The following is a 13452-nucleotide window of genomic DNA, read 5'->3' on the forward strand; positions in this document are numbered from 1 at the left end:
ACCCCTCCACCACCGCTTCGCGGCGGTCCCCCTCCCCTTGCAAGGGAGGAGCTGTTCCATCCGGTTCACCTCAGCGCTTGGCCCCAAGCGGCACGATCCGGAAATTGCGAATGCGCAGATGGCTCTTCGTCGTGCGCAAGGCGAACCAGCCTCGGCGGTAGGGGGCGGCATCCGTCATCGTGAAGAGCCGCTTGCCGTCATAATCCACGGTCACCGTCGCGCCATCGACGGCAAGGCGCATCGGCACCCATTGGTTTGCCACGAGCAGCGCGGCTGGGTCCGACCGGTCATGCTCGGGCAGCAGCGGCCTATTGCCCGCCTCGCCCACGTAGCGGCGCATCCGCGTGGTGGTGTTGCGGTTGCCGCCGATGCCCACGTAGTAGGTCCTCAGCGTGTCATAACGCCCAAACGCCCCGCTGCGCGGGTTCGTCAGCGGTGATCCGTCCGGCGCGGCCGGGTCGGTGCCCATCCAGAAGGCGTTGACGTCGCTCACCGCGTCGTTCTTCCCGCCTTCGGAGACCGCCATGACTTCGTACTCGATGGCGACAGGCCCGGTGAGTTCGTCGGTCCACCAGACCGAGATTCCTTGCGGCGCATCGATGTCCATCACGCCGCCTTCTACGCTGACGCGCGAGGCTGCCTCGGCCTCGACGCGCCAGCGGGAGAGGCCATGGCGGAAGTCGTCGTCTGTTTGCGCATCCGCTGCCGCCGGGAGCAGCGCCAGCATCACGGCGGCAGCGAGCACTCTCATTCCAGCACGTCCCCGATCAGCGTGAGGTTCACGGTGGCGGCGATGCCCCATTGCGCGGCGTCGTTGGTGGAGACTTCGGCGATCTCGTCCACCGGCTTGAGCACGGCGGCGCCGTCCACCCGGTGCGCGCCGCGCGACTGGTCTCGGCCTTCGCGGTCGCCCGCGCCGAAGAACTCGCCCCACGCCCGCTTGACCAGTTCCGGCTTGCCGAGTTGCACCCCGGCATAAGCGGTAAAGCGCGAATGCGCCTGCGTCAGCGCGCGGCCCTTGCCGGGGGAGCCGGTGCGGGCGCGGAACTCGGCTTCGGGCGCGTTGTAGAGTTCGCAGTATTCCAGCCACGTCTTGCGATAGGCGGGCTCGTCCACCAGTTCGAGCAGTTCGGCAGTGATTTCGAACACGCCGAACACGCCGTTGAGGTGGCTCATGTTCACCTCGTTGCCGCCGCTAACGAAGCGGCCGCTGGCAAGGTCGAAGGCGCCGCCGCCCGCCAGCCAGCCCTTGGGCATGGCCGCGATCGAGCGCATGCCCGCGACGATGCGGTCGCGCCAGCGGGTGTCGCGCGTGCGCTCCCACTCGGTCAGCCATGCGCCCAGCAGAGAGCCCCAGACGGTGCCGAACTGCATGAAGACCTGACCTTCTGCCAGCGGCTGCTCCGGCACTACCGCGCCGGTTCCGGCGAGGGGCTCGGCGCGGTGGAGGACCTTGCGGCCGATATCGACCGTCTTCAGCGCATGGTCGCTATCGACCAGCGCGTGCATCAGGTCTCCGCAGCGTTCGTCGGTGGTGAGGTAGTAGTAGAAGCGGCGGAAGGCGGCGTTGGAAATGCGCGGCTGCTTCGAACTGTCCCCCCAGTGCTGCACGCCGTGGCGAGTGCCGAGGCCCTTGAAGCGGCCGGAGTGATAGACATCGACTTCGCCGGTATGGCGCGTCATCGCTTCGGCCAGACGGAACACATCGGCGCGGCCGGTGCGCAGGAAGCCGTACCAGAGCCAGAGATCTGTCGAGAGTTCGCTGTTATCCCACGCGAAGCCGCCGATGTCGTAGCGCCAGACGTGCCGGTCGTTGTCATAGCTGTGCATGACGTCGCCGTAGTTCCAGAAGCCGTACCAGCGGCGCTGGTCCACTTGCCCGATGTAGAAATCGAGTTCGCGCTTGGCCCGCGTTTCCACTTTTTCGCGCAGCGGTCCGCCCTTGGCGATGGGGCTCCACGGGCCGAACATCCCGGCCGAATGAACGCGCGCGACATTGGCGACCAGGCGCGGCGGCGCGGCAAGGTTCTGCCCCATGGCCGCAAGCCTTTCGCGCGAGGGCGTGGCGGGCAGGGCCCAGAGGCGGAACTCGGTGGTGCGGGCCACGCCGGAAGGATCGCCCCAGCCCGGCTCATAGTCCTCGTAAGTCGCATCGAGGCCCGCGTTCTGCTTCTCGTAGTCGTCCATGCCCATGACGTCGTGATAGAAACGCAAGTCCATCGCCGGGGCATCGGGGGCATGGTACCACACGGTGAAACGCGCGGTGTCGCTGGCCGCGTCCGCCACGTCGAGGCCGACCGGGCAGCGCTGCCAGAAATCGTGCATGCCGAAAGCCACGCCGCCCGAAGGCCCGCCGATATAGCCGAGGCCGGGGCAGCGGCCTGCCGTATCGACATCGATCCACCCGAAGCCGGGCCGCGTGCGCTTGATGATCGAAAAGCCGTCCGCATTGGGCTGGCGCAGGCGGAAATCGCCGAAGGCGGGCACGTAATCGAGGTTCTGTCGCAGCGCCGGGCTCATCTGGTCGAGCGGGGGCGTTGCCTGCCCGGCCACTTGCGCGCTGCGGAAGGCCTTGCCGGGATCGCGGCGCAGGCCGGTGAGCGGGCGCACGGCCTCGGCCCAGAGGCCGCCGTTCTCGCCTGCGAAGCGTACGTGGCGGTCATGGAGCTTGTCGCGCATCGGCACCGCGCCTTCGAGGCCTAGCCCGCGGATGAAGCGCTTGGCCGGATCGCCGTCAAACACCATCGAATGGACGACGCGCACGCTGTCCGCCCCGGCGTGGAAATAGAGGCGCACGGAGAAGGGAATCCAGTCGCCCTCGCTGCCGCGATGGCGACCATCGAGTTTCACGACCGCGCGGATCGGGCCGCTCTGTTCGACCGTGGCGCTCTCGATCGTGCCGGTCCAGCGGGCGAGAGCGGGGGCGCCGTCCTCATCGTCCGGCCGGTCCTGCGCGCTGGCGATGAGGCGCACCGATTGCAGCACTTCGGCGGAACCCACGCGCGCCGAGCGGATCAGCGCCTCGCCGGAACGGCCGACGGTCCAGACCGTCTGACCGACCGTGATGGTGATCGTATCGCCCGCCTCGCGCAGGAACAGGATCTGTGCCGGTTTTGCGGAGCCGGGTACCACGCGCAGGCCGCTCGCCTGACCGCCGCCGGCGGGCAGAGCGTGGCCGGTCCACTTGATCGAACCGTCCGGCCACCATGCCATCGGCCATGTCTGAAGCGCCTCGCGCGCGCCGCCCGCGCTTTCGAGAACATAGCCGCGCTTGTCGAGACGCGTGCCGCGCGGCCAGGGCTGGCCCCAGCTTTGGCCCCAGTTCTGGCTATCGGCGCCGGAAGGCAGCGCGCCGTCGAGCCAGACCACGTCGTCTCCCGGTGCGATTCCCGAGCCGAGCGGCTCCTGCGCGCCGATCGGCGCAGCATTCGCGCGGCCGGGCATCAGCGCCATGGAACCCGCGACGGCGGATGTCGCCAGCGTTTGGGCCAATATCTCGCGGCGGCTCCAGCCCGGCTTGGTCATGCTCTCTCCCTTGGGTGTGGCACCTCGCAAGTGCCTTATGTGGGATCATATTTCATTATGTGGGTTGAATCGTCAACTGGCGCTGCGACGTAAATTGCGCGTTTTCAATTCGTATTCGGACCCATCGCTGACACCGCCGTAGTCCCTCTCCCTTTCCTTCGTCATTGCGAGGAGGCGAAGCCGACGTGGCAATCCAGAGCGGCGCCGGGCTGCACTGGATTGCTTCGCTACGCTCGCAATGACGAAGGTTGGGAGTTGGTGCCCTTTCGTTCGCTCGCTGGCGTGGGCGCGTTCTCAGCGCTCTCCGTTCGGCCCCGCGCCAAGATAGAAGCTGGTGTGCGGCGGCTGGTTGTAGGCGGTGTTCTGCCACGCCACGCCCGCCCGGTAGACCGGATCCTGCATTAGCGTGACGAAGCGATGCGGGGTGGCGAAGGGCGTGGTGTAGATGCGCAGTTCGCGGTTGTCGGCCCGGCGCCAGATCACTTCCTCACGCCAGTCGCCGATGAGATCGGCCTGAAGCGCGGGCGTCGCCTTGGTGCCGTTGTTCGAGGCAAGTCCCTCGGGCGCGAGCAGCGGCGTGGTGGTTCCGTGCTCCCAGTCCCACTTCGAAATCGTGGTGCCGTCCAGCAGTTCGCGCAGCAGATCGCCGTCCCACCAGATCGCAAAGTTGGTCTGGCGCGGGTGCGGGCCGATCGGCTGGCCCTTGGTGTCGAAAAGTCGATCCGAATTGGCGCCCCAGAACTCGTCGCCGTAATGGCGCGGATCGATATCGGCGGCGAGGCCGCGTCCGGCGTCTTCCTCGGCGGGCTTGCTCCACAGCACTTCGCCGGTCCGCGCATCGAGCAGGGCCGAGCCGAGCCCGCCATTATGCCGGATTTCCTCAAAGACGCCGAACTTTTCTAGGCCCGGACGGCCGGGATCGAGATCGCCGACATGCATGGTGTCGCCATGGAACAGCGGGCGCGTCCAGAGGCCCTTGCCGGTGTCATCCACCGCCATCGATCCGTAGATCACCTCGTCGCGCCCGTCGCCATCGACATCGGCGATGGAAAGCTGGTGGTTGCCGCGCCCGGCGTAGTCCGCGTTGCCCGGCGCGGCGCTGTCGAACAGCCAGCGCTCGGTCAGCTTGCCGCCGCGCCAGTCCCACGCGGCGATGGCGGTGCGGGAATAGTAACCGCGCCCGAAGACCATGCTCGGCTGGTGGCCGTCGAGATAGGCGACGCCCGCAAGGAAGCGGTCCGAGCGATTGGCATAGCCGTCGCCCCAGGTCGCGGCGAGTTGTTCCGGCGTCGGGTTGCCGCCCGGATAGCGCGGCGGATCGTAAGGCGCGGTGGCAAGCGCCTTGCCGGTCAGGCCCTCGAACACGGTGAGATATTCGGGGCCCTTGACGATGCGGCCCTGCATCGGCGCGACCTTGGTGCCATCCGCCAGCACTTTCGCGCCGGTGCGGTCCTGCTGCGGCACTTCGCCGCCCGTGCTGCGCCAGTCGGCATTGGCATCGCCGATCGCTTTGCCGGTGCCGTCCACGGTGCCGTCGGCGGTTTTCATCGCCACTTCGGCGCGTCCGTCGCCATCGAAATCGAAGACGAGGAACTGGGTGTAGTGCGCCCCGGCGCGGATGTTGCGGCCAAGATCGATGCGCCAGAGCCGCGTGCCGTCAAGGCGATAGGCATCGAGGAAGACGTCGCCGGTATAGCCGGTCTGGCTGTTGTCGTGGCTGTTGGAGGGATCCCATTTGAGCACGATTTCGTAGCGGCCATCGCCGTCGAGATCGCCCACGCTGGCATCGTTGGCAGTGTAGGAATAGGCCTCGCCGGAGGGCGTCACGCCGTCCGCCGGCGGGACGAGCGGGATCGAGAGATAGCCCTTGTCCCACATCATGGCGCGCTGCGGCCCCGCGCGGTCGCCGATGCGCTCCACCGTGTAAGCGCTTTTTGTCGTGCCCTGTGCATCCACGAAAGTCGTCGCCTCGCCGGGCTTGGTGACGTGGATCGGCGCGCCGTCGCGCAACACGCGGAAGCGCGCATTCTTGGGATCGGTGTTCAAAAACCGCCAATTCACGAGCACGCCGCCATCCTTGGCGGGTAGCGCCACGGCCCCGCGATCGAGCCGTTCCGGAGCCATGCGCGCCGCCGGAGTCGCGGCAAGGGCAGGGCCCGTCAGCGGGAACAGGGAAACAAGCCCGGCCATCAGGGCCAGCGCACGGATTTGGGCCGCCATTTGCATCATCCTCCTGATATGGAACCGATAAGGTCCAAATTATAGCATTGCATCCCACATATCGGTTCCATAAGTGTCCGTCTAGAAAGTGATTCGATCCGACGCCGGAAAACCGGACAAGCGAGATCGTCAGGGGAAAGAGGGGAGAGGCTATGCCGGCTCAGAACGCTGAAGTTACGTCCATTATTCACGCAAACCGCCTTGGTCATCGGGTGTTGCAGGGAGCCTCCGGGTTCGCCCTTGCCGTTGCACTGACGGTTTCCGCTCCGGCTATTGCTCAGACAAATGCGCCGTCAAACCCGCCGCCGAGCGACTCTCCATCGGCCGACGATCAAGTGACCGCCAAGGTCGACGAAAAGACCGCCGAAAAGGCGATCACCACCGCCAACGACATCGTCGTCGTCGGCACGCGCGCCTCGCTCCAGTCGGCGATCAACCGCAAGCGCCAGGCCCGCACCATCGTCGATTCCATTGTTGCCGACGACATCGCCAGCTTCCCGGACAAGAACATCGGCGATTCCCTTGCCCGCATAACCGGCGTTCAGCTCAGCCGCGATTTCGGCGAAGGCGTGAAAGTCTCGATCCGCGGCGTTGAGCCCGATCTCAACCGTGTGGAAATCAATGGCGTCAGCCAGGTCAGCGCCACCGGCGATCGTTCGGGCGACTTCCGCGAACTGGCGGCCGAACTGGTCAAGTCGATCGACGTCTACAAGGGCTACGCGGTCGATCTTACCGAAGGTGGCATCGGCGGCACCGTGCGCGTGGAAACCCGCAAGCCGCTTGAGCTGATGAAGCCGATCCTGTCGCTCAGCGTGTCGGGCCAGCATCTCGACACCACCGAGAACTGGCGCCCGCGCGTCTCGTTCTTCGCGGGCACGCCCCGGTTCCTGATCGACGGTCTCGGCGTGCTGCTGAACGCCACGTACAGCGATGTGGTTACCCGGCAGGACTACATCAGCAATACGGGCTGGGCGCGCATTGCCGACTTCGATCATTCGACCGAGAAGACCGTCGCCGATCCGCTCTATGCGGGCTACAATACGTACGAGAGCTGCGCCGGTGTCGGCGGAGCAAGCGCGGCGAAGGCCACCGCCAACCGCCTCGCCTGCGAAACCCAGTTCTTCGACTGGGCCCCGAAGACGCCGCGCTATCGCAACCTCGTGCGCGAAGACAAGCGCATCTCCGGCGATCTCACGCTGCAATATCAGATCGCGCCGAACTTCCGCGCCTATTCCAACGTGCAGATCAACGTGCGCAACCAGACGCTTCAGGACGTCAATTACTCGGTCGATCTCGGCACGATACAGCGCTTCAACCTCGATCCGCAGCTTGCCGCCGGTGCCGGTGGCGGCACATCGCGCCAGCAGGTGGCGCTCGGCACGTCGACGGTGAATGAGAACCACGTCGTCACCGGCCTGACCACCGCGCTCAATGCCGTGAACCTCGGCACGGCGGCCGCGCCCAACTGGGGCGGCGCTGCCAACATCGTCGGCGTCCAGCGCCGCGATTTCAGCTATGACCAGAATTCCAAGTACTTCTCCGGCGGGTTCCGCTGGGATCTCAGCAAGCTGCACATCGATTTCCTGGGATCGCATGCCACCGCGCACACGGATTCGGAAACCAACCTGATTTCGCTGGGCACGAGCGTGTCCGGCATCGTGATCGACCGCAACAATGCGCAGGGCATTCCGGTCTTCCAGTTCCCCTCGAACTTCGATCCGGCCAATCCGTCGGTCTATTCCGACGCCACGCGCACCGATGCCAATGGGCAGGTCCTGCCGATCTACGGGCCCGGGCTCCAGTACCGCCCGGCCGAATACAACAACACCGAAGATCAGCTGAAGTTCGATGCGGACTGGGAGATCGACCACCCCATCGTCAGCAAGTTCGAGTTCGGCGCGCAGGCTCGCCGCCAGAAGTTCCTGAACTATCTCGGCGGCGGCTCGATGCTGATCGATCCCGCGACGCTGACCTATCAGTCGACCGCGAACGTCTCGTACACCACCACGATCCAGAACAACCCCACGCAGGCGCGCAACGGCAATACCTATTACATCACGCCCGCGCAGTACGCCTCGCTGATCTCGTCGCTGGGCGGGGTGACGGGCGGCGCGCCGCTCTACACCGGCCTCAAGAACGCGCCTTCGGGCATTCCGAGCCGGCTGGCCTATCCCAACTTCGATTCCAGTGTGCTGTCGCAGATCTACGATCTGTCGGGCTTCGATCATGACCTCGTGCGCTTTGCCGACGGCTATCCGCAGATCCCCAGCGCCAAGATCACGGAATCGGTGCTGGCGGGCTATGCCATGCTCGATATCGACACCCAGATCTTCGGCATGAACCTCACCGGCAACGCGGGTGTTCGCTGGACGCATACCGAGGACAAGGGCCTTGGCACCAACATCAGCCGCGTCACCCGCATCAATGCGACCGGCGGCACCGAGACGGTGGTCGTGGCCGCGCAAGAGGCCGAGATCTCGAACAGCTACACGGATGTCCTGCCCGCGTTCAACGCCAACCTCGAAATCCAGCCCAACCTCTATCTGCGCGCCAACTATGCCCAGAACCTTGCGCGGCCCAAGCCGACCGATCTGGTGCCGAACATCAACTGCGTGGACGACCAGACGATCTCCGGCGCGGACGATGTCTGCACCGCAGGCAATCCGGACCTGAAGCCCTACCGCGCGGACCAGTGGGAAGTGAACCTTGCCTGGTATCCGAACCCGGACACTATGCTGAGCCTTGGCTATTACAAGAAGTCCGAATCCAGCTTCGTGATCGGCAACGTCCTGCGCGACGGCGTGGACCTGTTCCACGACGGCATTACCTACACCGTCCGCCAGCCCGTGAACGGCAGCGGTGCGCTGCTCGACGGTATCGAGGCGAGCGCGCAGACGGTGTTCACGTTCCTGCCCAAGCCGCTCGACGGTTTCGGCGCCTCGGGCAACTTCACCTATGCCCGCGCCATCCGCACCAACCTCACCAATGTCGCGACGGGCGGTCCGCTGAAGGAATATCCGGGCCTTTCGACCTACACCTACAATGCCAGCGTGTTCTATGACAAAGGCATGCTCAACGCCCGCCTGAGCTACAACTATCGTTCCAAGTGGCTGGACACGGTGATTGACGCCACCAACGGCAACAACCCGATCTACCGCAAGGCCGAAGGCTACCTGGACGGCAAGATTACCCTTCGCTTCCCGCAGTATCACCTCGACGTGTTCTTCGAGATGCAGAACATCAACAAGGAATACTCGAAGACCTACATCAACAAGGACATGCCGCTGGAGCTCTACTACCCCGGCCAGCGCGTCTTTGTGGGCATTCAGGCGAAGCTCTGAAAAAGTGCCCCCTCACGTGGCGACATCCACGTGAGGGGCATCCGCATTTACGGGCGGTAGAGCACCTGATCCGGCAGGATCACATGGTTCGCCTTGGCATAGACATCCCAGTCCGCCGCCAGTTCGCGCAGCTTGTCGGGATATTTGTCCGAAAGGTCCTGGGTTTCGCCGGGGTCGGCGGCGATATTGAACAGGCGCCACTGGCCGTCGCCCACATCGGTAGCCTTCCAGTCGCCCTTGCGCAGCGCGCGGCTGCCGAACAGTTCGGTGCCGATCGGCTCATTGGCGGCATGGACGAATGCGGCCTTGCCTTCCAGCCAGGCGCGCGCGCTCTTGCCGGTGATCGGTAGCACGGTGCGACCCTCGAACGTGGTGCCGCCGCTCGGGATACCGGCGTAATCGAGCAGGGTCGGCGCAATGTCGGCCACGCTCACATAGGCGCCGCCGATGCTCTTGGGGTGAGCGAGACCCCTGAAGTTGACGAAGGCCGTGGTGCGCGTGCCGCCTTCCGAAGCATAGGCCTTGGTCAGCCACGAAGGCGCGGTGCCGGCCTGCGCCCATTCGGGGCCATAGGTCGTGTAGCTGGTGCCCTTGCCGAGATTGTCGAGCGCGTTGTTCGCGGTCGTGGTGTAGCGGGCGAGCATCCTGGCGCCGGTGGTCTTGGCATCGAGCGCCTCGGCGCCGTTGTCGGCCAGGAACACGATCACGGTATTGTCGAGTTCGCCGCTGGCGCGCAGCGCGTCGATCACATGGCCCACGTTTGCGTCCATGCGCGCGACCATCGCGGCGTAGATCTCCATGTTGCGCGCGGCCTCGCGCTTGTCGGCGACGGACAGGCCGTCCCACCCGCCGCGCGGCGCGCGCGGGGTGTGGGCGACCGTGCCCTTGGCGATGAGCCCGAGCTGTTCCTGCCGGGCCAGACGCGCGGCGCGGATCGCTTCGAATCCGGCATCGTAGCGGCCGCGCTGGCGGGCAATGTCCTCGTCCGGTGCCTGCATCGGCCAGTGCGGCGCGGTGAAGGTCAGATAGGCGAAGAACGGCTTGTCCGGCGTGTCCTTGCGGCTGCGCTGCAATTCTTCGATCAGGTTGCCGGCAAAGGCGTCGGACGAATAGAACCCGGCGGGCAGCGAGGCGAGCACCTTGCCGTCGCGCGTATAAGTCGCGCCCTTGGTGGGATCGGCCGACTGATCGAGGCCGAAGTGATTGGCGCCGCCTTGCAGCAGCGCGAAGCTGTACTGGAAGCCGCGTGCATGCGGGTCCTGCTCGGGCTTGAGGCCGAGGTGCCACTTGCCGGAAATCAGCGTGCGATAGCCGCCGGCGGCGAGGCGCTCTGCCAGCGAGGCGACTTCGGGGCGCAGATAGCCTTCGTAGCCCGGCTGTTCCTTCTGGTTGGGCGCGGTCAGTTCGGCCATGTTGCCTAGCCCGGCAAGGTGATTGTCGGTGCCCGACAGCAGCATCGAGCGCGTGGGCGAGCAGGTCGGCGCAGTATGGAAGCCGGTGAGGCGCAGCCCGCTTAGCGCGAGACGGTCGAAATTGGGCGTCGCGATCTCACCGCCGAAGGCGCCGAGGTCGGACCAGCCGAGATCGTCGGCCACGATCACCAGGAAGTTCGGCCGCGCGGGCGAGGGAACCGTGGCGGGGGCGGCGCTGGCTGCGCTCTGGGCGGCGGCCGGGCTGGCGGCGGTGGTGGCAAGCAGCGCCGCACTGAGAGCGGTGGCAAAACTGAAAAGACGCTTGGCAGACATCGAGGATTTCCTGAAAATCGAGAACGGGGATGGAGAATTTGGCGCAAAAAAGTCCCGCGCCGCGGTTGGGTGCGCGGCGCGGGACTGCGGCAAACAAACGATAAAAATGGAGCGCAATTCCATTCGGAATGAACGGATTGCGCTCCAGTAGTCGGCCCTACAGGGTGGAAGGATCAGGCCGGTTCGTAAGTGGTGGCCTTTTCCTTGCGGATCGTGCGGCTGCTGCGGCCGTCGAGGCCCACCGGCACCACGCCCGCGATCGTCGCGCGGCGCAGGGTGCGGCGCTGGAGGCCGAAGTCGGAGACGGCGCGGTGCTGGGTCGCCTGGTTGTCCCAGAACGCCACGTCACCGGGCTGCCAGCGCCAGCGCACGACGTTCTCCGGGCGGGTGATGTGGTCTTGCAGAATCGCGAAGAGCCGCGCCGAATCCGCCTGGTTGAGGCCGACGATGCGCTTCACGAAGTGGCCCAGCAGCAGGCTGCGCTGGCCCGAGACCGGGTGCACGCGGACCAGCGGATGCTCGGTCTCGTAGACGGTCGCGGCGAAGATGTTCTTGTGGTACTTCTGGCGCTCTTCGGCCACTTCGCTGGCCTTGGGCGTATTGGCGAGGACTTGCGCGTAGTCGTAGTCGTTCGAGTGGACCGCCCAGAGATTGTTCACCAGCTGGCGCAGGCTTTCCGGCAGGCCTTCGTAAGCGGTTTCGGTATTGGCCCAGACGGTGTCGCCGCCCGCTTCGGGGATGGTGATCGCGCGCAGGATCGAGCCCGAGGGATAGGCGTCGGTAAAGGTCACGTCGGTATGCCAGGTGGAGGCGGCGTAGCCTTCCTTGCTGTCCAGTTCGAGCAGGTAGCTCGAACCTTCGGCCACCGGAACCGTCGGGTGGGCGACCGGCGCGCCGAACAGCGAGGCGAAGGCTTCATGGCGCTCGTCGTTCAATTCGTGCTGGCCGCGGAAGAACACGACCTTGTGACGGACGAGCGCGTCCTTGATGTGCTGCACGGTCTCGCCGTCGAGATCGCCCGAGAGTGTCACGCCCCGGATTTCGGCGCCGATGGTGCCGGTGATCGGTGCGATGTCGAGCGGGGAATTGGGGTCCTTGGCATTGGCGTAAGTGGCAATCGAGGTCATGGCATTTACTCCTTCGTCGTGGATTCTTGATGGGGGGTAGGGAGCGGAACTATTCGGCAGGAACCAGAGCGGCGGCGGCGTAGACATCGTCGCGCGCTTCGATCTGGCGGCGGATTTCCGCATGGCGCGAGGCGTCGAGCGGGAAGCGGGAGACCAGCACGGCGGCCAGCGCATGGCCCAGTGCCGGGCCGAGTGCGAAGACCAGCAGCAACCCGTTCAGCGCAGTGGGCGTGTTGGTGGCGGCGGCGGGGTTGAACCCGAAAGCCGTGACGAGCGGCAGGGCGATGCCGAAGGCGAGTGCCGGGCCCAGCTTCATCGAGACACTGAAGACCGAGTAGTAAAGGCCCACCCGGTCCTCGCCGGTTTCGGCGCGGTGGAGGTCGGCAATGTCCGCCACCATCGACCGCAGCATCAGGTTGCCCGAGCTTTGCGTCAGACCCTGCGCGATGGCGAGGAAGACCATCAAACCGAAACGGTCGGGGGTGAGGAACACCAGCCCCAGATTGATGACGGCCTGCGCGACTTCGGCCAGAACGGCGGCCCGTCCCTTGCCCAGAACGAGGCCGATGCGCTGCCAGATCGGCCCGGCGAGCACGCCGAACGCGTACTGGAGCAGGAAGAAGCCCGCCGCCCATTCCGGCCGGTGGAAATAGAGGGTGATGACGAACAGCAGCAGCGCGGTGCGCACGCCCTGCCCGGCAGTGACGGCCGCGTCCGCCGCCAGCACGCGCAGCAGCAGCGGGTTGCCGAAGATCGCCTTGATCGACTTGCCGAAAGCGAAAGGTTCGCTGTCGGCGGGCGCGCTGCGATCCGGCACGCCGGTAAGCGTGAGCAGCAGCGCGGGCACTGCCGTCACGAGTATCAGCGTGCCGAACAGCGTCAGCCGCAGCGGGCCGTCGTCGGGCCGCAACTGGTCGGCAACGGCAGGGAGCAGCAAGGTGAGCACCAGCGCCACTGCCGACAGCAGCGTGAACTGCGAGGAGATGCGCGTGCGATCATCGTAATTGCCGCTGATCTCGCCGGACCAGGCCAGCACCGTCGTCAGCGTGATCGAGTGGCCGGCATAGTAGCAGAACACGCCCGCGCTCACCCAGAGCAGTCCGGCGCCATGCGGCGGGAAGAACAGCATGACGATGCCAAGGGTGAACAGCAGGCCACCGGCCGCGATCCACGGCCGCCGCCGTCCGAAGCGGCTGCGCGTGCGATCGCTGAGCGCGCCGATCACCGGATCGAGCAGCGAATTGGCGATCTGCCCGATCAGGTAGACAAGGCCGAGGCCCGCGAGCGGAATGCCATAGTCCCGCGCCAGAATGGCCGGTACGAAGGCCACTGCCGGCTGCGCCGCCGCAAAGATCGGAATGGCCAATGCGTTGAGGCGGAACATGCGCCATGCATCCAGCTTTCTGTGGGTCTGGTGCTGGCTGAGGCGTTGCCGGGCGAAGGACTGGTAATGCATGGCTCGCGGGTTCCCTGTGCTACGTTATGAGCCGGCGG

At 65.9% G+C, this 13452-nt stretch carries 7 protein-coding genes; 1 reads left to right on the forward strand and 6 read right to left on the reverse strand.

Going from position 1 to position 13452, the window contains the following annotated elements; all coding sequences use genetic code 11:
• Positions 1–70 precede the first annotated feature (70 nt).
• The 3 genes from AC1VVK_RS18800 to AC1VVK_RS18810 all read right to left on the reverse strand — a co-directional run bounded on the left by AC1VVK_RS18800 (position 71) and on the right by AC1VVK_RS18810 (position 5745).
• Positions 71–751: a DUF6250 domain-containing protein gene (locus AC1VVK_RS18800; RefSeq protein ID WP_482906303.1), complete on the reverse strand. Its 681-nt coding sequence runs from the start codon at positions 749–751 to the stop codon at positions 71–73.
• Positions 748–3525: an exo-rhamnogalacturonan lyase family protein gene (locus AC1VVK_RS18805; protein ID WP_482906304.1), complete on the reverse strand. Its 2778-nt coding sequence runs from the start codon at positions 3523–3525 to the stop codon at positions 748–750. Before AC1VVK_RS18805 ends, AC1VVK_RS18800 begins: the two co-directional genes overlap by 4 nt.
• A 294-nt stretch (positions 3526–3819) precedes the next feature.
• On the reverse strand, positions 3820–5745 hold the full coding sequence (locus AC1VVK_RS18810) for a rhamnogalacturonan lyase (protein ID WP_482906305.1): 1926 nt from the start codon (positions 5743–5745) through the stop codon (positions 3820–3822).
• Positions 5746–6080: 335 nt separating this feature from the next.
• Between AC1VVK_RS18810 and AC1VVK_RS18815 the strand changes: the two genes are divergently transcribed.
• Entirely contained in the window at positions 6081–9086 is a 3006-nt protein-coding gene (locus AC1VVK_RS18815) for a TonB-dependent receptor (protein WP_243652760.1), read from the forward strand.
• Positions 9087–9133: 47 nt separating this feature from the next.
• Here the strand turns inward: AC1VVK_RS18815 and AC1VVK_RS18820 are convergent, their stop codons facing one another.
• The 3 genes from AC1VVK_RS18820 to AC1VVK_RS18830 form a co-directional block, all read right to left on the reverse strand.
• Positions 9134–10831, reverse strand: a complete 1698-nt coding sequence (locus tag AC1VVK_RS18820) for an arylsulfatase (protein WP_482906306.1) — start codon at positions 10829–10831, stop codon at positions 9134–9136.
• Positions 10832–11004: 173 nt separating this feature from the next.
• Complete coding sequence (locus AC1VVK_RS18825) at positions 11005–11958, reverse strand: TauD/TfdA dioxygenase family protein (protein ID WP_482906307.1); 954 nt, start codon at positions 11956–11958, stop codon at positions 11005–11007.
• A gap of 49 nt (positions 11959–12007) precedes the next feature.
• A complete protein-coding gene (locus AC1VVK_RS18830; RefSeq protein ID WP_482906308.1) occupies positions 12008–13414 on the reverse strand; it encodes an MFS transporter in 1407 nt (468 codons plus the stop codon).
• Between the last annotated feature and the right edge of the window lie 38 nt (positions 13415–13452).

It is taken from the genome of Novosphingobium sp. BL-S-32 (assembly GCF_056857055.1).

What these genes read in the sequence shown, in the direction of transcription:
- AC1VVK_RS18825 (WP_482906307.1), bottom strand. Translation starts at nt 11,958, where the DNA reads ATGACCTCGATTGCCACTTACGCCAATGCCAAGGACCCCAATTCCCCG.
- AC1VVK_RS18830 (WP_482906308.1), bottom strand. Translation starts at nt 13,414, where the DNA reads ATGCATTACCAGTCCTTCGCCCGGCAACGCCTCAGCCAGCACCAGACC.
- AC1VVK_RS18820 (WP_482906306.1), bottom strand. Translation starts at nt 10,831, where the DNA reads ATGTCTGCCAAGCGTCTTTTCAGTTTTGCCACCGCTCTCAGTGCGGCG.
- AC1VVK_RS18800 (WP_482906303.1), bottom strand. Translation starts at nt 751, where the DNA reads ATGAGAGTGCTCGCTGCCGCCGTGATGCTGGCGCTGCTCCCGGCGGCA.
- AC1VVK_RS18810 (WP_482906305.1), bottom strand. Translation starts at nt 5,745, where the DNA reads ATGGCGGCCCAAATCCGTGCGCTGGCCCTGATGGCCGGGCTTGTTTCC.
- AC1VVK_RS18805 (WP_482906304.1), bottom strand. Translation starts at nt 3,525, where the DNA reads ATGACCAAGCCGGGCTGGAGCCGCCGCGAGATATTGGCCCAAACGCTG.